Source organism: Blastococcus sp. CT_GayMR19 (genome assembly GCF_004570385.1).
Classification (GTDB): Bacteria; Actinomycetota; Actinomycetes; order Mycobacteriales; family Geodermatophilaceae; genus Blastococcus_B.
Window position 1 is genome coordinate 151145 of the sequence record NZ_SPQL01000010.1, and the last position, 23854, is coordinate 174998.

Annotated in this window: 19 protein-coding genes and 1 tRNA gene; 10 read left to right on the top strand and 10 right to left on the bottom strand. The window is 73.4% G+C overall.

Annotated features, from left to right (window positions below; translation table 11 throughout):
• The first annotated feature begins 24 nt into the window (after window positions 1-24).
• Window positions 25-1278, top strand: coding sequence for an ArsA family ATPase (locus E4P39_RS15110; RefSeq protein ID WP_245159855.1), 1254 nt, complete (start codon window positions 25-27; stop codon window positions 1276-1278).
• Window positions 1279-1319: 41 nt separating this feature from the next.
• A complete protein-coding gene (locus tag E4P39_RS15115) occupies window positions 1320-3674 on the top strand; it encodes a transglycosylase domain-containing protein (protein ID WP_135137394.1) in 2355 nt (784 codons plus the stop codon).
• Window positions 3675-3682: 8 nt separating this feature from the next.
• Here E4P39_RS15115 and E4P39_RS15120 read toward each other — a convergent pair whose 3' ends face one another.
• On the bottom strand, window positions 3683-4135 hold the full coding sequence (locus E4P39_RS15120) for a GatB/YqeY domain-containing protein (protein ID WP_135137395.1): 453 nt from the start codon (window positions 4133-4135) through the stop codon (window positions 3683-3685).
• A 53-nt stretch (window positions 4136-4188) separates the two neighbouring features.
• On the opposite strand from E4P39_RS15120, the gene E4P39_RS15125 reads away from it, so the two are divergent.
• From E4P39_RS15125 to E4P39_RS15135, 3 genes are all read left to right on the top strand, one after another.
• Window positions 4189-5100, top strand: coding sequence for a metallophosphoesterase (locus E4P39_RS15125; protein ID WP_135137396.1), 912 nt, complete (start codon window positions 4189-4191; stop codon window positions 5098-5100).
• An 82-nt stretch (window positions 5101-5182) separates the two neighbouring features.
• Window positions 5183-5259 (top strand) — tRNA-Pro (locus tag E4P39_RS15130).
• Between the two features lie 91 nt (window positions 5260-5350).
• Window positions 5351-7147 carry a prolyl oligopeptidase family serine peptidase gene (locus E4P39_RS15135; protein ID WP_135137397.1) on the top strand — a complete coding sequence of 599 codons (1797 nt, stop codon included), beginning with the start codon at window positions 5351-5353 and terminating at the stop codon, window positions 7145-7147.
• Here E4P39_RS15135 and E4P39_RS15140 read toward each other — a convergent pair.
• Genes E4P39_RS15140 through E4P39_RS15150 form a run of 3 tightly spaced genes read right to left on the bottom strand, consistent with a single transcriptional unit; the run spans window position 7080 to window position 10792 of the window.
• On the bottom strand, window positions 7080-8429 hold the full coding sequence (locus E4P39_RS15140; RefSeq protein ID WP_135137398.1) for a glycosyltransferase family 87 protein: 1350 nt from the start codon (window positions 8427-8429) through the stop codon (window positions 7080-7082). The two genes, E4P39_RS15135 and E4P39_RS15140, sit on opposite strands and share 68 nt — an antisense overlap.
• Window positions 8430-8468: 39 nt before the next feature.
• The gene (locus tag E4P39_RS15145; protein WP_135137399.1) at window positions 8469-9527 is read right to left on the bottom strand and encodes an aspartate-semialdehyde dehydrogenase; all 1059 of its coding nucleotides are present in this window, start codon (window positions 9525-9527) and stop codon (window positions 8469-8471) included.
• Entirely contained in the window at window positions 9524-10792 is a 1269-nt protein-coding gene (locus E4P39_RS15150) for an aspartate kinase (RefSeq protein ID WP_135137400.1), read from the bottom strand. Before E4P39_RS15150 ends, E4P39_RS15145 begins: the two co-directional genes overlap by 4 nt.
• Window positions 10793-10866: 74 nt before the next feature.
• On the opposite strand from E4P39_RS15150, the gene E4P39_RS15155 reads away from it, so the two are divergent.
• The 5 genes from E4P39_RS15155 (at window position 10867) to E4P39_RS15175 (ending at window position 17377) form a co-directional block, all read left to right on the top strand.
• Window positions 10867-12459 carry a phospholipase D-like domain-containing protein gene (locus E4P39_RS15155; protein WP_135137401.1) on the top strand — a complete coding sequence of 531 codons (1593 nt, stop codon included), beginning with the start codon at window positions 10867-10869 and terminating at the stop codon, window positions 12457-12459.
• 160 nt (window positions 12460-12619) lie between these two features.
• A complete protein-coding gene (locus E4P39_RS15160; protein ID WP_135137402.1) occupies window positions 12620-13807 on the top strand; it encodes an MFS transporter in 1188 nt (395 codons plus the stop codon).
• 296 nt (window positions 13808-14103) lie between these two features.
• Complete coding sequence (locus E4P39_RS15165) at window positions 14104-14712, top strand: helix-turn-helix transcriptional regulator (protein WP_135137403.1); 609 nt, start codon at window positions 14104-14106, stop codon at window positions 14710-14712.
• A 159-nt stretch (window positions 14713-14871) separates the two neighbouring features.
• The gene (leuA, locus tag E4P39_RS15170) at window positions 14872-16605 is read left to right on the top strand and encodes a 2-isopropylmalate synthase (protein WP_209306552.1); all 1734 of its coding nucleotides are present in this window, start codon (window positions 14872-14874) and stop codon (window positions 16603-16605) included.
• 43 nt (window positions 16606-16648) lie between these two features.
• On the top strand, window positions 16649-17377 hold the full coding sequence (locus E4P39_RS15175) for a VOC family protein (RefSeq protein ID WP_135137404.1): 729 nt from the start codon (window positions 16649-16651) through the stop codon (window positions 17375-17377).
• Here the strand turns inward: E4P39_RS15175 and mnhG are convergent.
• From mnhG to E4P39_RS15205, 6 genes are read right to left on the bottom strand one after another with little or no spacing between them, the layout of a single operon-like run.
• Window positions 17365-17766 carry a monovalent cation/H(+) antiporter subunit G gene (gene mnhG, locus E4P39_RS15180; RefSeq protein WP_135137405.1) on the bottom strand — a complete coding sequence of 134 codons (402 nt, stop codon included), beginning with the start codon at window positions 17764-17766 and terminating at the stop codon, window positions 17365-17367. The two genes, E4P39_RS15175 and mnhG, sit on opposite strands and share 13 nt — an antisense overlap.
• Window positions 17763-18050 (bottom strand): monovalent cation/H+ antiporter complex subunit F, encoded by a 288-nt coding sequence (locus E4P39_RS15185; RefSeq protein ID WP_135137446.1) that lies wholly within the window; start codon window positions 18048-18050, stop codon window positions 17763-17765. The genes mnhG and E4P39_RS15185 overlap by 4 nt, the downstream gene beginning before the upstream one ends.
• Before the next feature lie 5 nt (window positions 18051-18055).
• The gene (locus tag E4P39_RS15190) at window positions 18056-18628 is read right to left on the bottom strand and encodes a Na+/H+ antiporter subunit E (RefSeq protein ID WP_135137406.1); all 573 of its coding nucleotides are present in this window, start codon (window positions 18626-18628) and stop codon (window positions 18056-18058) included.
• Window positions 18625-20358 carry a Na+/H+ antiporter subunit D gene (locus tag E4P39_RS15195; RefSeq protein WP_135137407.1) on the bottom strand — a complete coding sequence of 578 codons (1734 nt, stop codon included), beginning with the start codon at window positions 20356-20358 and terminating at the stop codon, window positions 18625-18627. The genes E4P39_RS15190 and E4P39_RS15195 overlap by 4 nt, the downstream gene beginning before the upstream one ends.
• A complete protein-coding gene (locus E4P39_RS15200) occupies window positions 20355-20858 on the bottom strand; it encodes a Na(+)/H(+) antiporter subunit C (RefSeq protein ID WP_135137408.1) in 504 nt (167 codons plus the stop codon). Before E4P39_RS15200 ends, E4P39_RS15195 begins: the two co-directional genes overlap by 4 nt.
• A complete protein-coding gene (locus E4P39_RS15205) occupies window positions 20855-23740 on the bottom strand; it encodes a Na+/H+ antiporter subunit A (RefSeq protein ID WP_135137409.1) in 2886 nt (961 codons plus the stop codon). Before E4P39_RS15205 ends, E4P39_RS15200 begins: the two co-directional genes overlap by 4 nt.
• Window positions 23741-23854 lie beyond the last annotated feature (114 nt).

The window sequence follows — 23854 nt, forward strand, 5'->3', positions numbered from 1 at the left end:
CGCGGGAGCGAGAGGGGAGATCGCGTGAGCGCCGAGGAGGTCGCGGAGCCCCGCGCCACCCGCGCGCCGGCCCGTCCCGCCCGGCCGGCGCCGCTGGCGGCGCCGATGGACCTGGCCGCGCTGATCGCCGACCCCGACACCCGGATCCTCGTCTGCTGCGGCTCGGGAGGCGTGGGCAAGACGACGACGTCGGCAGCCCTGGCCCTGGCCGCCGCCGAGGCCGGGCGCACGGTCGTCGTCCTCACAATCGACCCGGCGCGGCGGCTGGCCCAGTCGCTCGGCCTGGTGGAGCTGGACAACGAGCCCCGCCAGGTCGACGTCCCGGGGGCGAAGGGCGAGCTCCACGCGATGATGCTCGACATGAAGCGCACGTTCGACGACGTCGTCGTGGCGCACTCGACGCCCGAGCGGGCCGAGGCGATCCTCGCCAACCCCTTCTACCAGTCCCTCTCCTCCTCCTTCTCCGGGACGCAGGAGTACATGGCCATGGAGAAGCTGGGGCAGCTGCGGGCCAGCGAGCAGTGGGACCTGATCATCGTCGACACCCCGCCGTCGCGGTCGGCGCTGGACTTCCTCGACGCCCCGAACCGGATGAGCCGCTTCCTCGACGGCCCGATGATCCGGCTGCTCACCGCGCCGGCCCGCGTGGGGGGCCGGGCCGGGCTGCGCTTCGCCAGCGCCGGGTTCATGTTCTTCACCAAGATCATCAGCAAGATCCTCGGCGGCCAGCTGCTGCGCGACATCTCGGCGTTCGTCGCGGCGCTGGACACCATGTTCGGCGGCTTCCGGGAACGGGCGACGGCGACCTACGAGCTGCTCCACCGGCCGGGCACGTGGTTCGTCGTCGTCGCGACGCCCGAGCCGGACGCGCTGCGGGAGGCGTCCTACTTCGTCGAGCGGCTCAGTTCCGAGGGCATGCCGCTGGCCGGCCTGGTGCTGAACCGGACCCACCCGCCCGCGACCTCCGCGCTGTCGGCGACCCGCGCCGAGGGCGCCGCGGAAGAGGTCACCGAGGCCGGCGGGGCGGGGGCCGAGCTCGCCGCCGCGGCCCTCCGGGTGCACGCCGAGCGGATGGTGCAGGCCGCCCGCGAGCAGCACCTCGCGGACCGCTTCACCAGCGCGCACCCCGAGGTCTGCGTCCGGACCGTGCCGGCCACCTCGGGCGACGTGCACGACCTCGAGGGCCTGCGGGCCATGGGCGCCGAGCTGACCGGCCCCGACGCGGACACGCCGACCGGCACGCCGCGCACCCGGGTGCTGCCCGCGCGCCGTCCCTGAGCCAGGCGGGGTGTCGCGTTCGGCACGTACATTCACCTGCGATGTCGGAGAATGTGCAGTCCCGGACCCGTGTGATCGCGAAGCTCGCCGCGACGGTCGTCGTCGCCGGAGCGCTGCTGGCCGGACTGCTGCTGCCGTGGGTCGGCGGCACCGGGGTGGTGGCCCGCAACTCGGCGTCCCTGCTCGACGCCCTGCCGGTGGAGCTGACCGACAAGACGCCGACCGGCAACAGCCGCGTGCTCGCCGCCGACGGGTCGCTGATCACGAACCTGTACGAGAACAACCGCACGCCGGCCGCCTCCGACCAGATCTCCGAGGTGATGAAGCAGGCGCTGGTCGACATCGAGGACTCCCGCTTCTACGCGCACAACGGCCTGGACGTGCAGGGCACGATGCGCGCCCTGATCACCAACGTGGCGGCGGGGAGCGTCCGGGAAGGCGGCTCGACGCTGACCCAGCAGCTGGTCAAGCAGACCCTCCTGCAGACGGCGGCGACGCCCGAGGAGGGGCAGGCCGCCGTCCAGGAGAGCGTCGGCCGCAAGCTCAGGGAGGCCCGGCTGGCCCTCGCGCTCGAGGAGAAGTACTCGAAGGACGAGCTCCTCACCCGCTACCTGAACATCGTGTACTTCGGCCAGGGCGCGTACGGGATCCAGGCCGCGGCGCAGAAGTACTTCAGCGTGAACGCGATCGACCTCACCCTTCCCCAGGCGGCCATGCTCGCCGGGCTGGTGCAGAGCCCGGCGAACGACGACCCGATCGACAACCCCGAGAACGCGCAGATCCGCCGCAACCAGGTGCTGGAGCGGATGCACACCCTCGGCCACATCACCGACCAGGAGCTCGCCGACATCTCGCCCCAGCCGGTCGCGGTCGTCCCCGGGGTGAACCCGCCGAACGGCTGCCGCTACGCGGTCATCGGCGGTTTCTTCTGCGCCTACGTGCTCGAGTACCTGACCGGCACCCTCGGTCTCACCCCGACCGAGCTGAACAACGGCGGGCTGACGATCCAGACGACGCTGCGGCCCGACATGCAGGCGGCCGGCGACCAGGCGGTGCTCAACACGTTGCCGATGGGCGCAGAGCTCGCCGGCATGTACACCGCGGTCGAGCCCGGCACCGGGCACCTGCTGGCGATGAGCGTCAACCGCCAGTACGGCTGCGAGGACCCCAACCTGTGCGAGTCCGTCATCCTCAACGCGGCCTACAGCCAGGGCGCGGGGTCCACGTACAAGACCTTCGTCGCGGCCGCCGCGCTCGAGCAGGGGTACTCGCAGTACTTCACCCAGACGACGTCCGACCCGTACGTCTCGCGCATCTACAAGGACGGCCGGAACGCCTACGACGTGCGGAACGCCGGCTCCGGCTACTCGGCGACGCTCGACCTCGAGCGGGCGCTCTACATGTCGTCGAACACCTACTTCCTCGCCCTCGAGGACGTGCTCGGCAGTGTCGAGACGCCGGTCCGCATGGCCGAGCGCATGGGCATGAACTTCGTCAGCCCGCCCGGCGACCAGATCGTGGCGGAGAACAACGGGTCGTTCACCTTCGGCCCCTACCCGACCAGCCCCCTGGACCTGGCCAGCGCGTACAGCACGCTCGCCGCCAGCGGGACCCAGTGCGACCCCACCCCGGTCACGGCGATCCTCGACCGCAACGGGAAGCCGCTGGAGAACGACGAGGGGAACCCCGTCGTCAGGAACGACAACTGCACGCCCGAGGCGATCCCCCCGGGTGTGGCCACGACCCTGAACCAGATGCTGCGCAAGGACGTCGAGCCCGGCTTCTCCGGCCAGACCGGATCACGCGCCTTCGTGCCCGGGCACCAGATCGCCGGCAAGACCGGGACGTCGCAGGAGAACTACTCGGTCGCGTTCGTCGGCTACACCCCGCAGTACACGGCCAGCGTCATGGTGCTCAACCCCAAGAGGAACCAGGACGTCGGCGGCTTCGGCGGCGGCAAGGGCGCCACGATCTGGCACGACGCCATGGCCCCCATCCTGACCGGTCAGCCGATGGCGCCCTTCCCGCCGGCCGACCCCACCGTGCAGAACGGCAACACCCGGGTCGTGCCGTCGTGCAACTCGGAGCGCGGCTGCGCGTCCGCCCTCCAGTCGGCCGGCTTCCAGTCGGCCACGCGGGAGGTCGACAGTGACCAGCCCGCCGGCACGGTGCTGGGCACCAGCCCGCCGGCCGGTGGCCGGGCGGTGCTCAACCAGGTCGTCACGATCCAGGTCAGCAACGGCTCGCAGGCACCCCCGCCGGCCCCCGAGACACCGGCCGCGCCCGAGAGCACGCCCAACCCCGACGGGGACGGCGACGGCGACGGAGGCGGCGGGAACGGCGGCGGGAACGGTGGCAACGGCGGAGGCGGCGGAAACGGGAACCGGAACGACTGACGGGGCGCTCAGCCGAGCTGCCGGCGTACCTCCGCGGCGACCCGCCCGCCGTCGGCCCGGCCGGCCACGACGCCCTGGACGGCGCCCATGACCTTGCCCATGTCCTTCATCCCGGCTGCCCCGGTGCGGGTGACGGCATCGGCGACGATCGCGGCGAGGTCGGCGTCCTCGAGCTGCGCGGGCAGGTAGCCCGCGAGCACCTCCCCCTCGGCCAGCTCGCGGGCGGCCTGCTCGGCGCGGCCGGCGGAGCCGAACGCCTCGGCGGCCTCCCGGCGCTTCTTGGACTCCCGGCGGAGCACCCCCAGGACCTCGTCGTCGGTCAGTTCGCGGGCCTCCTTGCCGGAGACCTCCTCGGCACTGACCGCGGAGAGCACCATCCGGAGCGTCGCCGTGCGCAGCTCGTCGCGGGCCTTCATGGCGGTGGTCAGGTCGGCGCGGAGCTGTTCCTTCAATGGGGGCACGTCCCCAGCCTGGCACGGGGGGCTCCGGTCGCGGGACCGTAGGCTGGCCGATCATGCGCTGGTACACCGCCGTCCCCGCTGCCGCCGTCGCGACCGGCGCCGCCGTCACCGCCTACGCCGGCCTCTACGAGCGCACCCGCTGGACCCTGCGGCGCTTCGACGTCCCCGTGCTCGCCCCCGGCTCGGCCCCGCTGACCGTGCTGCAGATCTCGGACCTGCACATGACCGCCGGACAGCGCTCGAAGCAGGAGTGGGTGGCCTCCCTCGCGGCGCTCGAGCCCGACCTCGTGATCGACACCGGCGACAACCTGGCCGGACACGACGCGGTGCCCGGCACGCTGCGCGCCCTGCAGCCGCTGCTGGACCGCCCGGGCGCGTTCGTGATGGCCAGCAACGACTACTTCGCCCCCCGGCCCAAGAACCCGCTCAAGTACTTCGTGACCGAGCACAAGCGGGTGCACGGCGATCCGCTCCCCTGGCGCGGCCTGCGCGACGGCATGCTGGCCCGCGGCTGGCTCGATCTCACCAACGCCGCCGGAGAACTGGTGGTCGGGGGTCGGCGGATCGTCCTCGCGGGTGTCGACGACTCGCATCTCAAGCTGGACCGGTACGACGACGTGGCCGGGCCGGCCGACCGCTCCGCCGAGGTCCGCATCGGGCTCGCGCACTCGCCCGAGCCGCGGGTGCTCGACCGGTTCGCCGCCGACGGCTACGACCTGCTGCTCTGCGGCCACACGCACGGCGGCCAGCTGCGGATCCCGTTCTACGGTGCGCTCGTCACCAACTGCGGCATCGACCGCGACCGGGCCCGGTGGCTGCACCGCTGGGCCGAGCCCACGCCCGATCGGCCGGCCGGCACCTGGCTGCACGTCTCGGCGGGTCTGGGCACCAGCCCCTACGCCCCGGCACGGTTCGCCTGCCCGCCCGAGGCCACGCTGCTGACCCTCACCGCCCGCGCCGCCTGAGCCGCACCGCGCGGAGTGCGTCCGTCCGCCCGGCCCGCCGCCGGAGCCGGCGGCGGCGGACGCTAGACTCCTCCCACGACCTCGGGGTGTGGCGCAGCTTGGTAGCGCGCGTCGTTCGGGACGACGAGGCCGCAGGTTCAAATCCTGTCACCCCGACCACTCTCAGGGGCCGCCACCGGCGGCCCCTGAGTCGTTCCCGGCCACCTGGGCCGACGTTCCTGCCGGTGCGGTGGACGGGGAGGATGACCGGGTGAGTGCCGAGCCCCGTCCCGCCCCCCGCCTCTCCCCGGAGGTCACCGCCCGGTGGCAGGCCCGCTTCCGGGCGCCCCGGGTCTCCCTCCCGGGCTGGGCGGAGGACGCCCCGCACCGCTGCCTGTACACCTCCGACCTGAGCGGCGTCGTCGAGCAGTACGCGTGGGACCGGCGCACCGACGAGCACCGGCGGGTGACCGACCGCCCCAACGGCACGCTGATGGCCACGCTGAGCCCGGACGGCGACACCATCTGGTGGTTCGCCGACAGCGACGGGGACGAGTTCGGGGTCTGGCGGACCCAGCCGTTCGCCGGAGGTCCGGACGCCGTCGCCGTCGACGAGGTCGGCCCCGCCTATCCCGCCGGGCTGGAGGTGGGCCGCACCCTGGTGGCGATCGGCCGCTCGACCGACGACGGCAGCGAACTGTGGCTCGCCCCCCACGGCGGCCCGGCGCGGGTGATCTACCGGCACCCCGACCCGGCGAGCGTCGACGCACTCACCCGGGACGACCAGCTGCTCGTGCTGTCCCACTCCGAGCACGGCGACCCGCGGTACCCGGCCCTGCGCGTGCTCCGCACCGCCGACGACACGGTCGTCGCCGAGAAGTGGGACGGCGAGGGGCTCGGCCTGCACGCCCTGGAGTTCGGCCCGCTGCCCGACGACCGCCGGCTCCTGGTGGGCCACGAGCGGCGCGGCCGCGAGGAGCTGCTGATCTGGGACGTCGAGGCCGGCACCGAGACCGAGCTGCACCTCGACCTGCCCGGCGACGTGACGGCGGGTTTCTACCCGGACGGGTCGGCGCTGCTGGTCGGGCACGACCACGCCGCACGCAGCGAGCTGTACCGCTACGACCTGGCCACGGGAGCCCTGGAGAAGCTGGACACCCCGCCCGGCGTCGTCCGCGGGGCCACCGCGCGTCCCGACGGCACGGTGGAGCTGGCCTGGTCGTCGTCCGCGCGGCCGCCGGTGATCCGCCGGGCCGACGGGCCGGTCGTGCTGTCGGTCGGCGACGAGGAGCCGCCCGCCGCCTATCCGGTCGAGGACCGCTGGGTGCCCGGCCCGGGCGGGGACGTGCACGCGCTGCTGGTGCGTCCGGAGGGGCCGGGGCCGTACGCCACGGCGTTCCTGGTGCACGGCGGCCCGGAGTCGGCCGACGACGACTCCTACCGTGCCCGGCGGGCCGCCTACGTCGACGCGGGCTACGCCGTCGTGCACGTCAACTACCGCGGCTCGACCGGCTACGGCAGCACCTGGCGGGACGCGCTCACGGGGCGCCCGGGGCTCACCGAGCTCGAGGACATCGGCGCCGTCCACGACGCGCTGGTCGGCGAGGGGGTGGTCGACCCGCAGCGGGCACTGATCTCCGGCGGGTCGTGGGGCGGGTTCCTCACGCTGCTGGCTCTCGGCACCCAGCCCGAACGGTGGGCCGCGGGCATCGCCGAGGTGCCGGTCGCCGACTACCTGGCCGCCTACGAGGACGAGATGGAGGGTCTGCGGGCCTACGACCGGGCGCTGTTCGGCGGGTCACCGGAGGAGGTGCGGGACGTCTACGTGCGGTCCTCGCCGATCACCTACGTGGACGCCGTCGCCGCGCCGGTGCTCGTGGTCGCGGGCGCCAACGACCCGCGCTGCCCCATCCGGCAGATCGACAACTACCTGACCCGCCTCGAGGAGCTGGGCAAGGAGCACGAGGTGTACCGGTTCGACGCCGGCCACGGCTCGCTGGTCATCGAGGAGACCATCCGCCAGGTCGGGATCGCGCTGGACTTCGCCCTGCGGCACGTGAAGCCGTAGGGGCCACAAGCACGCTCTTGGCCGTCCGCCCCGTGAGATCGCGCGCCGGGAGCAGCACCAGCAGCGCGAGCATCGCGCAGGTGCAGACGCTCCGCCCTCCGATGTCGACGGCGACGGAGGTCGGGCTCCCGGGAGCGGGCACGAAGGCCCAGTAGGTGGACAGGAGGAACGGGACCGCGACGGCGACGGCGAGCAGTCCGGCCCCGAGGGCGAGGGCCCGCGGGCGGTCCCGCGACCATCGCGAGACCGTGCCCAGCACCGGGGTCCCGGCTGCCACGTCCGCGAGCAGGACCACCCCCGGGACGACCCAGTACAGGTGGTGCACCCACGAGATCGGGCTCACCAGGCAGGCGGTCAGCCCCGTCAGGGTGACGGCGGTCAGGTCGTCTCCGCGCCGGTACACCCGCGTCGCACGCCACAGCCCGAGGACGGCGACACCGGCGGCGAGCAGTGCCCAGAGCCGGCGGTCCGGCTGCGCGGGGTCGGACACGTGCGCCAGCAGGCCCAGGACCGACTGGTTCCAAGGATTGGCGAGCCGGCCGACCCGCGAGGTGTCCCACAGGGTGCTCGTCCAGTACTCCCACGACGCGGCCGCGTCGACGACGAAGCCGAGCAGCGTCGCACCCAGCGCCGTCCCCGCGGCGACGACCGCGGCCCGGCGACGGCCGATCAGCACGAGGAGGACGAGGAACAGGCCGGGCGTCAGTTTCAGGGCGGTCGCGAGGCCGATCCCGACGCCGCACCAGGCCCGGCCGCGGCGCAGGGCGACGACGTCGGCGAGAACCAGCGCGAGGATGACCATGTTCAGCTGGCCCTCGCCCAGCGTCAGCCGGATCGGTTCCATCGCGAGGACCGCGGGCACCGCGAGGGCCACCGCGAACCACGGGGAGATCCCGTGCCGCCGGGCCACCGGCGCGACGAGCCACCAGGTCAGCAGCACCACGACGACCGCGGAGGCCGACAGGACCAGGATCGCCACCGGCCCGGCCGGCAGCCAGGTCAGCGGCACCAGGAAGGCCGCGGCGAACGGCGGATAGGTGAACCCCTTCGAGTCCAGCTCGAACGCGTACAACGGCTCGCCCCGCAACCACCAGAGCACCGCGCCGCGGTAGACCTGCAGGTCGAAGAAGCCGTGCAGCGGCGGTTTCTGCACCACCTCGAGGACGACGTAGCAGGCGGCCGCGGCCACCACGCCGACGGTGGCGAGCCGGATGCCCGCGCCGGCCACCACGCGCCGGCGGGACCGGTCACCCGGGACCCGCGCCGGAACGGACGTCCGCACGGCGGCTGTCCGTCACATACCCCGCGGGCACGCGTCGGATCAGCCGGCGGCCTTCGCCGCGATGAGCTCCGCGATCTGGATCGTGTTGAGGGCCGCGCCCTTGCGGAGGTTGTCGTTGCTGACGAACAGCGCGAGCCCACGGCCGTCGGGGGCGCCCGGGTCCTGACGGATGCGGCCGACGTAGCTCGGGTCGCGGCCGGCCGCCTGCAGCGGGGTGGGGACGTCGGAGAGCTCGACGCCCGGCGCCGTCGACAGCAGCTCGGTGGCCCGCTCGACCGACAGCGGCCGGGCGAATTCGACGTTGAGCGACAGCGAGTGGCCGCTGAAGACCGGCACCCGCACGCAGGTGCCCGAGACCAGCAGCTCGGGGATGCCGAGGATCTTGCGGCTCTCGTTGCGGAGCTTCTGCTCCTCGTCGGTCTCGAAGCTGCCGTCGTCCACGATCGAGCCGGCCAGCGGCAGCACGTTGAACGCGATCGGGCGCACGTACTTGACCGGGTCGGGGAAGGTCACGGCCGACCCGTCGCGGGCCAGCTCGGCGGCCTTGTCGACGACGGCCTTCACCTGGCCGTCGAGCTCCTCCACGCCGGCCACGCCGCTGCCCGAGACCGCCTGGTAGGTGCTGGCGACGATCCGGGTGAGCTGCGCCTCGGCGTGCAGCGGCGCCAGCACCGGCATCGCGGCCATGGTCGTGCAGTTGGGGTTGGCGATGATGCCCTTGCGCATCTCGGCCAGCGCCTGCGGGTTGACCTCGCTGACGATCAGCGGGACGTCGGGGTCGCGGCGCCAGGCGGAGCTGTTGTCGACGACGGTGACGCCGGCGGCGGCGAACCGGGGGGCCTGGGCCCTCGAGGTGGTGGCGCCCGCGGAGAAGAGGGCGATGTCCAGACCGGTGGGGTCGGCGGTGGCGGCGTCCTCCACGGTGATCTCGCCGTCCCCCCAGGGCAGGGTGCTGCCGGCGGAGCGGGCGGAGGCGAAGAAGCGCAGCTCGCTGAGCGGGAAGTTCCGCTGGGCGAGGATCTCCCGCATCACGGAGCCGACCTGGCCGGTGGCGCCGACGATGCCGACCCGCAGGCCACTGCTCGAGAAGGTGCTCATCGTCCGGTCCCTCCGTAGACCACGGCCTCGACCTCGTCGGAGCCGAGCTCGAACGCGTCGTGCACCGCGCGGACGGCGACGTCGACGTCGGTGTCGCGGCAGACGACGGAGATGCGGATCTCCGAGGTGCTGATCAGCTCCAGGTTGACGCCGGCGTCGGCCAGCGCGCCGAAGAACCTGGCGGACACCCCGGGATGCGAGCGCATGCCGGCGCCGACCAGCGAGACCTTGCCGATGTGCTGGTCGAAGCTGACGTCGGAGAACCCGACGGTGTTCTTCACCTTCTCCAGCGCCGCGATCGCGGCGGGGCCGTCGCTGACCGGCAGCGTGAAGGAGATGTCGGCGAGCTTGCTCGCACCGGCCGACACGTTCTGCACGATCATGTCGATGTTGATCTCGGCGTCGGCCAGGGTGCGGAAGATCTGCGCCGCCTCACCCGGCCGGTCGGGCACGCCGTAGACGGTGATCTTGCCCTCGCTGCGGTCGTGCGCGACGCCTGTGATGATCGCCTGTTCCACCGGGAGGTCCTCCATCGAGCCGGCCACGATCGTGCCGGGGAGCTGTGAGTAGGAGCTGCGGACGTGCACCGGGATGCCGTAGCGGCGGGCGTACTCGACGCACCGCAGCATGAGCACCTTCGCCCCCGAGGCGGCGAGCTCGAGCATCTCCTCGTAGGTGATGGTGTCGAGCCGCCGGGCGTTCGGGACGATCCGCGGATCGGCGGTGAAGACCCCGTCGACGTCGGTGTAGATCTCGCAGACGTCGGCCTGCAGCGCCGCGGCCACCGCGACCGCCGTGGTGTCCGACCCGCCGCGGCCGAGCGTGGTGATGTCCTTGGTGTCCTGGCTGACGCCCTGGAACCCGGCGACGATCACGATCGAGCCCTCGTTCAGCGCGTCGCGCAGCCGGCCGGGGGTGACGTCGATGATCCGCGCCTTGCCGTGGCTGGACGTGGTGATGACACCGGCCTGCGAGCCGGTGAAGGACCGCGCCTCGTAGCCGTGGGTGGAGATGGCGATCGCCAGCAGTGCCATCGAGATCCGCTCGCCGGCGGTGAGCAGCATGTCGAGCTCGCGGCCGGGCGGGTCGTCGGTGATCTGGCTGGCCTGGTCGAGCAGTTCGTCGGTGGTGTCGCCCATCGCGGAGACCACGACGACGACGTCGTCACCGTTCTTCTTGACGGCGACGATCCGCTCCGCGACACGCTTCATGTGCGCGGCGGACGCGACGGACGAGCCACCGTACTTCTGGACGACGAGGGCCACGGGTCCACAGGCTACCGAGGTCCTCCGGGGTGACGTCGCTTGCGTCCCGGACCGGGGCGGGATGTGATCATCGCGTGGACGATCCCGAGACCTGGCTGCTCAGCGCGGAGGAGCGTGGCAATCCGCACACGCAGCTGCCCGGCTGGACCGCAGGGAACCTCGCCACCCCCCTCCTGCACGGCGTCGAGTACTTCGACCGGCTGGTCGAGGAGGTGCGGTCGCTGAACGCCGGCGACCACCTGTTCTTCACCGACTGGCGGGGTGATCCCGACGAGCGGCTGCGCGAGGACGGGCCGACCGTGGCCGAGCTGTTCACCGACGCGGTCAAGCGGGGCGTGTGCGTGCGCGGCCTCGTCTGGCGGTCGCACATGAGCCGGATGTCGCTGAACAAGGAGGCCAACCGCTCGCTGGACGACGAGATCGAGCACGGCGGCGGCGAGGTGATCCTCGACCAGCGGATCCGGCGGATGGGCAGCCACCACCAGAAGCTCGTCGTCCTGCGGCACGACGAGGACCCGTCCAAGGACGTGGCCTTCGTCGGGGGGATCGACCTCTGCTACGGACGTCGGGACGACGCACGGCACGGCGGCGACCCGCAGTCGGTGCCCATGGCGGCGGCGTACGGCGACCGGCCGCCGTGGCACGACGTGCAGCTGGAGATCCGCGGGCCGGCCGTGCACGCGATCGACACGGTCTTCCGGGAGCGCTGGGACGACCCCAACAGCCCCGACGAGGACCACCCGATCGCCTGGATCCACGACAAGCTGCACCACACGCGGCTGCACGCCGACCCGCTGCCCGACCAGCTGCCGCCGCCGCCGGAGTGCGGGCCGATGTTCGTGCAGAACCTGCGGACCTACCCGGCCATCCGTCCGCCGTACGACTTCGCCCCGGACGGCGAGCGGTCGGTGGCCCGCGGCTACACGAAGGCGATCAAGCGGGCGCGCCGGCTGATCTACCTCGAGGACCAGTACATGTGGTCCGCCGACGTCGCCCGCCTGTTCGCCGAGGCGCTGGCGGACAACCCCGAGCTGAACCTGGTGGTCGTCGTCCCGCGGATCCCCGACCAGGACAGCGCGTTCGCCGAGCGGCCGCAGCTGGTGGGCCGGTGGCAGGCGATCGAGATGTGCCGCCGGGCCGGCGAGGGCCGCGTGCACGTCTTCGACGTGGAGAACCACCAGGGCACGCCGGTCTACGTGCACGCGAAGGTGTGCGTGGCCGACGACACCTGGGCGAGCGTGGGCAGCGACAACTTCAACCGGCGCTCCTGGACCCACGACAGCGAGCTCTCCAGCGCGGTGCTGGACACGACGCGGGATCCGCGGGAGCCCCTCGATCCCGGCGGTGAGGGCGACGGCGCGCGCACCTTCGCCCGGGACCTTCGCCTGGCACTGGCCCGGGAGCACCTCGACCTGCCCGACGACGGTTCCCGGGACGACGAGATCCTCGGCCCCGAGCGGTTCGTGGAGTCGCTGAAGGCCAGCGCAGACGCGCTGGACGCCTGGCACGAGGGGGGACGGACGGGCCCCCGACCCGCAGGGCGGCTACGACCGCACCGCGCGGAGCGGCTTCCGCTGCACACGCGGCTGTGGGCGACCCCGGTCTACCGGCTGCTCGATGATCCGGACGGGCGGCCGCTGCGGATGCGGCTGGCCAAGGAGTTCTGAGCCCGAACCGGTGCGCGCGGTCCAGCCGCTCGCCGACGACGGGCACGGTCCGACATGGCGCGGAGCTTGCATCGGCGGCGCGGACGGGGTGGGATCACTCCGTGGACGATCCTGAGCCTGGCGAACTATCTCGCGTCGGCCGTTCGGCGCCGGCCCGCCGGTGACGGAACGGGAGCCCGAGCCGGAGAGCTTCTGGGGTCGCCTGCGGTCCCGTGACCTGGCCGCCTCCGCGACGACGTCCGGGATCATGGGCCTCGCCCTCGGCGTCGCCGGCGTGGCCCTTCCCCTGCTGGCGATCCGCGCCGGCTACTCGGCGGCGGAGATCGGTGCCCTGACCGCGGTGTCCGCGGTGTCCCAGCTCGTCAGCCGCCTGTCCCTCGGCGGCCTGATGAAGCGGGTGCCGGAGTGGACCCTGATCAGCTCCGCCGGGTTCTTCCTCGCGCTCAGCTGCGGCCTGGTCGCGCTGTCGCCGGCCGTCCTGCCGTTCGTGGTCGCGCAGCTGCTCCAGGGTGTCGCCCGCGCCTTCCACTGGACGTCGACCACCGCCCACCTGGTCCGGGCCCCCGGACGGGCCGCGCCCCGGCTGGCCGTCGTCAACTTCACCGCGGCCATCGGCTCGCTGATCGGACCGGTGATCGCAGGGGTGCTCTCCGAGCAGACGCCGGTGCTCGCTCTCGCCGTGGCCGCCGGCATCAGCCTGGTCGCGATCGGCCCGACGTTCCTGCTCGACCGGCTCCCGCCGTTCGCCCCGCCCGAGGATCGGCCGAAGGGGCGCGTCTGGCGCCGGCCCGGCGTCGACGTCGGCTGCTGTGCGGCCGTGACGGCCGGCGGCTGGCAGGCCCTGCTGACGTCCTACGTCCCGGTCGCCATGGTCGCGGCGGGACAGAACGCGGCCACGGTGGGCGCCCTCGTGTCGGTCGCGAACGGGGCGATGCTCATCGGCGCCGGCGTCGCCGGGCGGGTGCGCAGCCGCTGGCAGCCACCGGTCGTGCTCGGGGCGATCCTGGTCGGGGGCACGGCCGTCGCCCTCACCGCAGCACTGGCCGACAGCGTGCCCCTGTCGGCGCTCGTGCTGGCGGCCGGCGGGTACTGCGCGGGCACGCTGCAGGTGCTGGGCTCCGCGGTGGTGGCGGAGTCGGTCCACCCGGAGGAGCGCGGGGAGGCCATCGCCGCCAGCGGGACGTTCCGTGCGCTGTCCATGTTCGGCACGCCGCTGGCGGTGGCCGGACTCATCTCCCTGGTGCCGCTGGCGCCGGCGGTGGCCGCCGTCGGCGTCGCCCTCGGCCTGCCCGCCGTGGTGCTGCGCCGCCACGCGCGGCCGCGACCTCCCGGCGCCAGGCCCGATTGAGGGCCCGCGGCTGCCCCAGGACGATCGATACCAGGGCGATCGAGCGGGCCGCCGGCTGATCCCCCGGACGGCCGCTGGGCAGCCCTCTCCGCACGCTAGGTCTCTGAGTGCATGGGCACTCAGAGACGTAGCTCTCGCGAGGAGGTGCCGGACGCGGCAGGCGCACGGGCGACAGCCACCCGTCCCGGGCCTCGCCATGACAGCGGCGTCCGGCGTCCTGCGTCCACAGGGCACCGCTTCTCCACATCCCGCCGCTGGGCGCGGACCGAGGCGACCTGCAGGGGCAGGCTGACCCGGTGGCCCCGTTCGACCTGTCCGGGGCACTGCGCCGAATCAGGCGGCTGGCCGATCTGTCGCAGCGGGAACTCGCCGACCGCTGCGGTCTCTCCCAGTCCGCGGTCGCCCAGGCCGAGAGCGGACGACGGGACCTACCCGCTGGTGATCTCGCTCGGGCGGCCGCTCTTGCCGGCCTCCGGCTGGCATTTCTCGACCGCGACGGCCAGGAGATCGGCGCCATGGCGCCCGACCGGGTCCGCGACCTCCGCGGCCGCCGGTTCCCCGCCCACCTCGACACGGTGCACGCTGACGAGCGGTGGTGGCGCTACGAACACCGCTTCGACCGCCCCAGGCCTTCCTTCACCTTCGACCGGCACCGGGAAGGCCGTGACTCCGCCCGCCGGCGCAGCGGCACGCAGGACGACCATCACCTGCCCGACGCCGGTGAGTTCCCGCAGGTGCGGAGACGGGCGGCCCTCGCCGGGAACCCTCGGGCATTCGCCGGGGACTTCTGGGCACTCGACGAGGGAATCGACTGCACCTGTCCGGCGCATTGCGACGAGCTCGACGACCGATCGGGGAAGCCGGTCCACGCGCCGGGATGCCCGTGCGACTGCGACGTTGCCTGAGGCACTGTTACCGTATGTCCGTGCGCGGCAGCCTCCTGCTTATCGGCCGCGGCGAGGCCCTCTCCTAGGTCGGCCCCCTCGCCGCGGAGTTCGCGCGTCCCCGGGCGCCGCTGACCGCACCCCGGAGCTGAGCACAGCCCGCGCCTGAGGAGCCTCCCCGTGAGCACAGACCACCCGCACGCCCGCAATCCGCAGCAGCCCTCGCGGATGCCGATCCACCGCTACAGCCCGTTCCCCCCGGTCGGCCTGTCCGACCGCACCTGGCCCGAGAAGGTCAGCACCGTCGCCCCCCGCTGGTGCGCCGTGGACCTCCGGGACGGCAACCAGGCGCTGATCGACCCCATGACCCCTGACCGCAAGCGGCGGATGTTCGAGCTGCTCGTCCGGATGGGCTACAAGGAGATCGAGGTCGGCTTCCCGGCCGCCAGCCAGACCGACTTCGACTTCGTCCGCCAGCTGGTCGAGGAGGACCTGGTCCCGGACGACGTCGTCATCCAGGTGCTGACCCAGGCCCGGGACGAGCTGATCGAGCGCACCTTCGAGTCGGTGCGCGGCGCCAAGCAGGCGATCGTGCACCTGTACAACTCGACGAGCACCCTGCAGCGCCGCGTCGTCTTCGGCTCCGACCGCGCCGGCATCGTCGACATCGCCGTCCACGGGGCTCAGCTCGTCCGCAAGCTGGCCGAGCAGATGGGCGACACGGAGATCCGGTACCAGTACTCCCCCGAGTCCTTCACCGGGACCGAGCTCGACTTCGCCGTGGAGATCTGCAACGCGGTCAACGACGTCTGGGAGCCGACGCCCGACCGCCCGGTGATCGTCAACCTGCCGGCCACGGTCGAGATGGCCGAGCCGACGGTCTACGCCGACCAGATCGAGTGGATGCACCGCAACCTCGGCCGGCGCGACTCCGTCGTCCTCAGCCTGCACCCGCACAACGACCGCGGCACCGCCGTCGCCGCCGCCGAGCTGGGCTACCGCGCCGGCGCCGACCGCATCGAGGGCTGCCTGTTCGGCAACGGCGAGCGCACCGGCAACGTCGACCTGGTCACGCTGGGGCTGAACCTGTTCAGCCAGGGCATCGACCCGCAGATCGACTTCTCCGACATCGACGAGATCCGCCGCACCGTCGAGTACTGCAACCAGCTCGGCGTGCACGAGCGGCACCCCTACGGCGGCGACCTGGTCTACACCGCGTTCTCCGGCTCGCACCAGGACGCCATCAACAAGGGCTTCAAGGCGCTGGAGGCCGACGCGCAGGCCGCCGGCACGACCGTCGACCGGATGCCGTGGGCCGTCCCGTACCTGCCCATCGACCCCAAGGACGTCGGCCGCAGCTACGAGGCCGTGATCCGGGTGAACAGCCAGTCCGGCAAGGGCGGCGTCGCCTACATCATGAAGACCGAGAACCACCTCGACCTGCCCCGCCGGCTGCAGATCGAGTTCAGCGCCGTCATCCAGCGGCACACCGAGGACGAGGGCGGCGAGGTGACCGCCGCGCAGATGTGGGCGGCATTCACCAGCGAGTACCTGCCCGACCCCGACGCACCGTGGGGCCGCTTCGCCCTCACCGGCCACCGCCACCGGGCCCACGGCGAGCAGCTCGACGAGATGGTGGTGGAGCTGACCGACAACGGCGTCCCGGTCACCGTCGAGGGCCGTGGCAACGGCCCCATCGCCGCGTTCGTCGACGCGCTGCGCAGCCTCGACGTCGACATCCGCGTGCTCGACTACGCCGAGCACGCCATGTCGGCCGGCGGGGACGCGCGGGCCGCGGCCTACGTCGAGACCGCCGTCGGTGACCGGGTGCTGTGGGGGGTCGGCATCGACCCGAACATCGTCACCGCCTCCCTCCGGGCGGTCGTCTCCGCGGTGAACCGGGCACAGCGGTAACCGGACCCGGGACGCCGCGGCGTCGGCGGTGCATGATCCCGGCATGTCGCAGCTCATCCCGTACCTCGTCGTCCGCGACGCGCGCTCGGCCATCGCCTGGTACGGCGAGGCGTTCGGTGGACGGCAGGTCGGCGACCCCTACGTGATGGACGACGACCGGATCGGGCACGCGGAGATGGAGGTCGGCGGGGCGACCCTGTACCTCGCCGACCCCTATCCCGAGCTCGGGCTGACCGGTCCGGACGACGGCCGGGTCGCGGTCTCGCTGCACCTCTCGGTCGCCGACGTCGACGCCGCGATGGCCCGCGCCCACACCGCCGGGGCGACCGTCGAGCGCACGGCGGAGGACACCGGGCACGGGCGGACCGGCGTCGTGGTCGACCCCTACGGCCACCGCTGGATGCTCCAGACCCCGCCGCCGGCCGCGCAGTCCGGTCCGCGGCCGGGCGACGTCGCCTACCTGACCCTCCAGGTGCCCGACGGCGCCCGCGCCCGCGACTTCTACGACGCGGTGCTCGGCTGGTCCGCCGTTCCCGGCCGGGTGCCCGACGGCTGGCAGGTCGAGAACACGACCCCGATGATCGGCATCGGTGGCGGCACGTCGGAACCGGGGGCGGTGCCGATGTACGCCGTCGACGACATCGAGGTCGCCGTCGCGGCTGTGCGGACCGCCGGCGGCTCGTCCGGGGAGATCGAGCGGCAGTCGTTCGGGCAGTCGGCGCTCTGCCGGGACGACCAGGGCCTGCCGTTCTGGCTCGGTCAGCTGGGCTGAACTCGTCCGTCCGGCGGGGCGTCGGCGGGCTCGTCCCCGCGGTGGACGCTGTCCTGGGCCTCGGCCGTGCGCAGCTCGTCGACGAGCAGCAGGTCCCGGCGGACGTGCCGGCGGCGGTAGGCGACGCGGCTGACCATGTGCGCGCTGACCGGGGCGGTGAGCATCTGGAAGACCGCGACCAGCAGCAGCATCCAGGTCGCCGACCAGCCGTGCAGCCGGATCGCGGCGCCCACCATGACCAGCAGCACGCCCAGGACCTGCGGTTTCGTGCCCGCGTGCATCCGCGAGAGCACGTCCGGAAAGCGCACCAGTCCCAGCCCGGCGGTCAGGCACAGGAAGGCGCCGGTGAGCAGGCAGCCCAGTGCCAGGACGTCCACGACCACGCTCATCGCGGCGGCTCCTCGGCGGCCGACCGGATCAGCATCCCGCCGACGTAGCGCGCGATCGACACCGATCCGACGAACGCCAGCAGCGACACCACCACGAGCACGGGGACGACGGTGGGGTCGCGCGCCAGACCCGCGTAGACCGCCAGGCCCGCCGCGATGATCACCAGCAGCGTGTCGGTGGCCACCACCCGGTCGAGCAGTGAGGGCCCCAGGGCCAGCCGGACCAGCGCGAGGAGCGCCCCGCCGCCGAGCAGGGCGTAGGCGATCACGGACACGACGTCCATCCCGCTCACGGCGTCGACCGTCCCTGCGGGGAGAGGTCGGAGCCGGGGTCGAGCGCCGCGATCTCCGCGGTCGACCCGAAGGCCCGGACCACGCGGTCCTCCATGGCCAGGACGCCGGCCTTCTCCAGCTCCACGTGCCCGAGGTCGCGGACGTGCAGCAGGTGCACCGCGATGGTGCGCTCCTCCCGGTCGAGGTCGAGGACGAGCGAGCCCGGCACCAGCGACACCGTCTGGGCGATGATCGTCAGGAGCAGGTCGGAGTCCGTGCGCAGCCGTACCCGCACGATCGCGCTCTGCCGCTGCCGGCCGGGCCGCAACGCCTGCCACGCGACCTGGGCTCCCGAGAGCACCAGGTCCAGCAGGAAGTGGCCGAGGAACCCCAGCAGCGGAACCGGCCGCACCCGCAGCCCGCCGACCACCGCGGGCAGCGGCAGCAGCACGGTGACGGCGAGGGCCACTGCGATCCCCGACAGCAGGTTCGCCCACGACCACGTGCCCCAGAGCAGGATCCAGACCAGCACCAGCCAGCCGAGGAGGGGCAGCTGGTGGCGGAGCTGGACCGCGGCGGGACCACTCATGGCACCTCCCGCGGGCCGAACACCGACTCGATGTACGGGGTGCGCTCGCGCAGGTCGGCCGCGGCGCGGTCGGCCAGGCCGTACAGCGGGCCGGCGATCCCGGTGAGCGCCACGGTGAGCGCGACCATTCCCCCCGTCGTCAGGACCATCACGCGCGGCAGCCCGCGGCGCTCGCCGGGCTGCCCCTCTGCCGAGGCCGCGGTCGCCACGTCCGTGTGCCGCTGCCAGGCCGCCCGCCGGGCGGCCCGGCGCACCCCGGAGGCACCGGCGCCGATGAGCTCCGGTTCCGGCTCGGGCTCGGGCTGGGGTTCCGGCTCGGGCTCCGACTCGTCCGCGGTACCCGACGCGGGCGCCCGCTCCGGGCCGGCGGCGGCTGCGGCCGCCGCGGCGGTGTCCTCCGAGGGGGCCTGCGCGGCCGGCCGCCAGAACGCGCGGGTCCACACGCGGGCGACGGCGATCAACGTCAGGAGGCTGGTCAGCACGCCACCGGCGATCAGCACGTAGGCGGGGCCGGTACCGACCGCGACGCCGGCCTCCAGCAGCCCCAGCTTGCCGATGAAGCCCGACAGCGGCGGGATGCCGGCGAGGTTCATCGCGGGCACGAAGAACAGCACCGCCAGCACCGGCGCGCTGCCGGCCAGCCCGCCGAGCCGGTCCACCGCGGTCGAGCCGCCCTGGCGCTCGATCAGGCCGGCCACCAGGAACAGGGTGGTCTGGATGGCGATGTGGTGGGCGACGTAGAAGATCGCGCCGGCCAGGCCCGCCGTCGTCCCCAGGGCGATGCCGAAGACCATGTAGCCGATGTGGCTCACCAGCGTGAAGGACAGGATGCGCCGCAGGTCGGTCTGCGCGACCGCGCCCAGGATGCCGATGAGCATCGTGGCCAGCGCCGCCCACAGCAGCACGTCGTCCAGCGCCCCGTCCGGGAACAGCAGCGTCTGGGTGCGGATGATCGCGTAGACGCCCACCTTGGTCAGCAGGCCGGCGAACACCGCGGTCACCGGCGCGGGCGCGGTCGGGTAGCTGTCCGGCAGCCAGGCCGACAGCGGGAACACCGCGGCCTTGATGCAGAAGGCGATGAGCAGCAGGGAGTGCAGCAGCAGCTGGGTGCCGGCGGGCAGCTCCCCCAGCCGGACGGCGAGCTGCGCCATGTTCACGGTGCCGGTCGCGGCGTAGATGAGCGCGATGGCGGCCAGGAAGATCAGCGAGCTGGTGAGGCTGACGACGACGTAGGTGATCCCGCCCCGGATCCGCGGGGCGGTGCCGCCGAGGGTGAGGAGCACGTAGCTGGCCATCAGCAGGATCTCGAAGCCGACGTAGAGGTTGAACAGGTCGCCGGCCAGGAACGCGTTGCTCACGCCCGCCACGAGCACGAGGAACGTCGGGTGGAAGATCGAGACCGGCGTGCCCTCGTCCCCGTCGGCGTTGCCCTGGCCGACGGCGAACACGAGCACGCCCAGGGCCACGGTCGAGGCGACGACGAGCATCAGCGCGCTCAGCCGGTCGACCGCCAGCACGATGCCGAGCGGCACCCGCCATCCACCCACGGCGACCGACACCGCGCCGTCGGCGTCCGCGGTCAGCAGCAGCACCACCGAGACGGCGAGCACCGCGGCGAGCACCACCAGGCTGAGGGCGCGCTGGATGTGCGGGTGCCGGCCGACCAGCAGCGCGGCCGCGGCGCCGAGCAGCGGGAGCAGCACCGGCAGGGGCGCCAGGACGCCGGTCATCGGCGTGCCCGGCGGCGGGGCAGGTGGACGTCGTCCGCGAGCGGCTCGGCGTCCCCGTCGCCAGGAGCGTGCAGGCTGTCGGCGTGCGCGGCGGGCCGGTCGTCCGGGGCGAGGTCGTCGGGATCCAGCTCGTCGCGGTCGGTCGCCTTCCGCGCGGCGACCCGGCGGTCCTCCTCGTCGGTGCCCACGACCTCCTCGCGGACCAGCCTCCAGGACCGGTGGATCATCGCCAGGAGGAACGCGGCCACGCCGAAGGTGATCACGATCGCGGTGAGGATGAGCGCCTGCGGCAGCGGGTCGTTCATCTCCTCGGGCTCGCTGATCCCCACGATCGGCGCACCCCCGGACGGGCCGCCGGCCGACAGCAGCAGCAGGTTCGTGGCGTTGCCCAGCAGCAGGAAGCCCAGGAGCACACGGGTGAGGCTCCGGTCGAGCAGCAGGTAGACGCCGGCGGCATAGAGCCCGCCGATCAGGACGGGCAGCACCACGGTCGGGGTCATCGGGCGACGACCTCCCCCGGGGTGAGCTCGATCGGGTCGTCCTCGTCCTCCTGGCGGTCGAGCTCGGCACCGAGGCTGCGCAGCACGTCGAGCACCAGGCCCACGACGATCAGGTAGACCCCCGTGTCGAAGAACAGCGAGGTCACCAGCTTGACGTCGCCCAGCACGGGCAGCGTCGTCTCGAGGATCGCCGTCTGCAGCACCTCGGCCCCGAGCAGCAGGCCGCCCACCCCCGTGCTGCCGGCGACGAGCAGCCCGGCGCCGAGCACCAGACCCGGCGCGATCGGCGCGGCCTCGCCGAGCTCGTAGCGGCCGCCGGCCAGGTAGCGCAGCACCAGCGCCAGCCCGGCGACGAGGCCGCCCGCGAACCCGCCGCCGGGCTCGTTGTGGCCGGAGAACAGCAGGTAGAGCGAGAACACCAGGATCGTGTGGAAGAGGATCCGGGTGACCACCTCGAGCACCACGGAGCGGCGCTCCGGGTCGAGCGTGACACTGGCGGCCAGCCAGCGGCCCCGCGGCGCGCGGCCACCGGGCGCGTCCGGCGCGGCGAGGACGTCGCCCCCCGCCCGCTCGACGCCGCCGGTGCGGCCCCGGAGGAACACCAGGCTGGCCACGCCGGTCGCGGCGACGACCAGGAGCGAGATCTCCCCGAGGGTGTCCCACGCGCGGATGTCGACCAGCGTGACGTTGACGATGTTCTTCCCGCCGCCGAAGTCGTAGGCCGGCTCCGGGAAACCGACCGACACGGGCGCAGCCGTGCGCGACGCGAGCGCCACCGCCCCGACCGCGCCCATGAAACCGCCGACCGCGAGGGCCAGGACGCCGCGGACGACGCGCTCGCGGGGCAGGTGCCGCTCCGAGATGTCCTTCGGCAGCTTGCGCAGCACCAGCACGAAGACGACGAGGGTCAGCGTCTCCACGATGAACTGGGTGAGCGCCAGGTCGGGTGCCCCCTGGAGAGCGAAGATCACGGCGACGCCGTAGCCGGTGACCCCCACGACGAGCACCGCGGAGAGCCGCTGGTTGATGCGCAGCGCCAGACCGGCCGCGATCAGCACGACCGCGCCGACGAGGGCCTGGACCGGGGTGTCCCACGCCCGCCACTCCCCCGGCCAGGGCGCGCGGGTCAGCAGCACCGTGCCGGGCAGCGCCAGGACGACCACGAGGATCGTGCCGAGGTAGGCGGGCAGCGAGCCGCGCTGCGTCGTGCCCGTGACCAGTACCGAGAGCCGGTCCAGCCCCTGGAGCACGTTCCAGTAGCCCTCGTCCGCCGAGGCGCCGACGGCGACCCGCCGCTGTGCTGCGGAGACCGGGGTCCGGACTGCGAACAGCGCCGCACCGCCGAGCAGCGACAGCGCCGACAGCGCGAGGGCCGGCTGCCAGCCGTGCCAGAGCGCCAGCTTCTCCGCCTCGGGGGCGAGCAGCGGCAGGGTGTCGGCGTATCGGGCGACGAGCGGCTCCAGGAGCGGGCTGCCCGGCCCCCCGGCCAGCCCGGCGACGGCGAGAACCGCCGGCGCGGTGAGGAACAGCGCGCCCGGCCGGTGCGCCAGCTCGCTGGGTGCCGGGTCCGGGAGCCCGGGCTTCCGGGCGAAGGCGCCCCAGAGGAAGCGGGCGCTGTAGGCGGCGGTCAGGCCCGACCCGACGACGAGCCCGGTCAGGACGACCGCAGCCGCGGTGCGGTCGGCCAGGCCGGCGTCCCAGAGCGCGGCGAAGGCGGCCTCCTTGCCGACGAACCCGAGCAGTGGCGGCAGCCCGGCCATGGACGCCGCTGCCAGCGTGCCGACCACCGCGAGGACGGGGAGCCGGCGGCCGAGGCCGGAGAGCCGGCGGAGGTCCCGGGTGCCGGTCGCGTGGTCGACGACGCCCACGGTCAGGAAGAGGGTGGACTTGAACAGCGCGTGCGCCACGGTCATCACGAGCCCGGCCGCCGCGAGCTCCCGGCTGCCCGCGCCCACGAGGACCATGAGGAAGCCGAGCTGGCTGACCGTGCCGAAGGCCAGCAGCAGCTTCAGGTCGGTCTGGCGGAGCGCGCGGTAGCCGCCGACGAGCATCGTGGCCAGGCCCAGCCCGAGCAGGACCGGCCGCCAGCCGGGGACGTCGGCGAGCCCCGGCGCCAGCCGGGCCGCGAGGTAGATGCCGGCCTTCACCATCGCGGCGGCGTGCAGGTAGGCGCTGACCGGCGTGGGCGCCTCCATGGCCGCGGGCAGCCAGAAGTGGAACGGCACCATGGCCGACTTGGTCACCGCGCCCACCAGGACGAGCAGCATGCCGGTGACCATCACCGTGCCGCCGCCCGGGTCCGCGACCACCTCCGAGAGCAGGTACGAGCCGCTGGCCTGCCCGATCAGGAGCAGACCCACGAGCATCGCCAGCCCGCCGGCCGTGGTCAGCACGAGCGCCTGGCTGGCCGCCCGGCGCGCGGCCAGCCGCCCGCCCGAGCCGCCGATCAGCAGGAACGAGAACACGGTGGTCAGTTCCCAGAACACGTAGAGCAGGAGCAGGTCGTCGGCGAGGACCAGGCCGAGCATCGACCCGGCGAACGCGACCAGTTGCGCGGCGAACCGACCCAGGCCGTCGTCGTCCGGCTCGAAGTACCGGGCGCAGTAGACGAGGACGAGGGCGCCGACGCCCGTGACGAGCGCGGCGAACAGCAGGGCGAGCGCGTCCAGCCGCAGGGCGATGTCGAGGTCGAGGACCGGGATCCACGGAACGCTCTCCCGCACCTCCCCGCCGCCGGCGACCTCGGCGATGCGGGTGAGCACCCAGCCGAAGGCCGCGCCCGGCACGAGAGCGAGCACGAGGAAGGCCTGCCGCCCCCACCACCGCACCAGCACCGGCGCGAGCACCGCGGCCAGCAGGTGCAGCAGGAGGAGGAAGGTCACGCCGCTTCCTCGCTGGCGCTCGTCAGCGGCGTGCCCACGGGTGCTGAGCCTCTCGGTGCCCTCGCAAGCTCGGTCACATGTCTCCGGGAGTCGGGGCGGGCTCGAGGACGACCA